Source organism: Bartonella sp. AC158YNML (assembly GCF_042196725.1).
Taxonomy (GTDB): domain Bacteria; phylum Pseudomonadota; class Alphaproteobacteria; order Rhizobiales; family Rhizobiaceae; genus Bartonella.
In genome coordinates, this window is sequence record NZ_JBHIQU010000101.1 from 1 (window position 1) to 580 (window position 580).

The 580-nt window shown below is 36.2% G+C and carries 1 pseudogene; it reads right to left on the reverse strand.

Annotated elements, in window-relative coordinates:
• Window positions 1-251, reverse strand: a pseudogene (locus ACFIM1_RS09475) (hypothetical protein); the annotation flags it as partial.
• Window positions 252-580 lie beyond the last annotated feature (329 nt).

Below are 580 nucleotides of genomic sequence, written 5' to 3' on the forward strand. Positions count from 1 at the left end.
GCATTATTGCGTATTTTGGCATTTTCGGAAACGCTTGCTTTGATAACCATAGCATCATCATAAACCCAGCAATTGCCATCATGAGAAAGGTTATCTTCCTTCTCAATAAAGCCGCCCAATTGACCAGCTTTGACATCATCAAAGTCTCTTAAAGCTTTAATGCGATAAAGAGTTTGATTATTAAACACACGCGTTTCATTAGTAAGTTCATATTTTGGAGAAGTTTCTTGATTTGTAACTGTAGCTTTCATGCTAGTAATCCTATTTTAAAGGTTTCAATTGACACCCCATAAGAGGCGCCGGGTGTTTGAAACCACGGTAATAGGCCCGTCGTTACACTTTCCCCTATGAAGGGTATTGTATAGTATAACCACACCCGGCAAAATTGTTATATGCCAATAACAGCACAAAAGAAAGCCAGTATATTTACGTAGGAAAGGCTATTTCGTTGCCTACCCGCCTATTATCAAGTGGGTTTCAATCACTTGCCAACCTTAATAAACGACCTTTTCTTTAAAGTCAATACGTATTTTTTATTTTTTTCACTTTTTTTCATTTTGATAATTACCTAATTGAATAT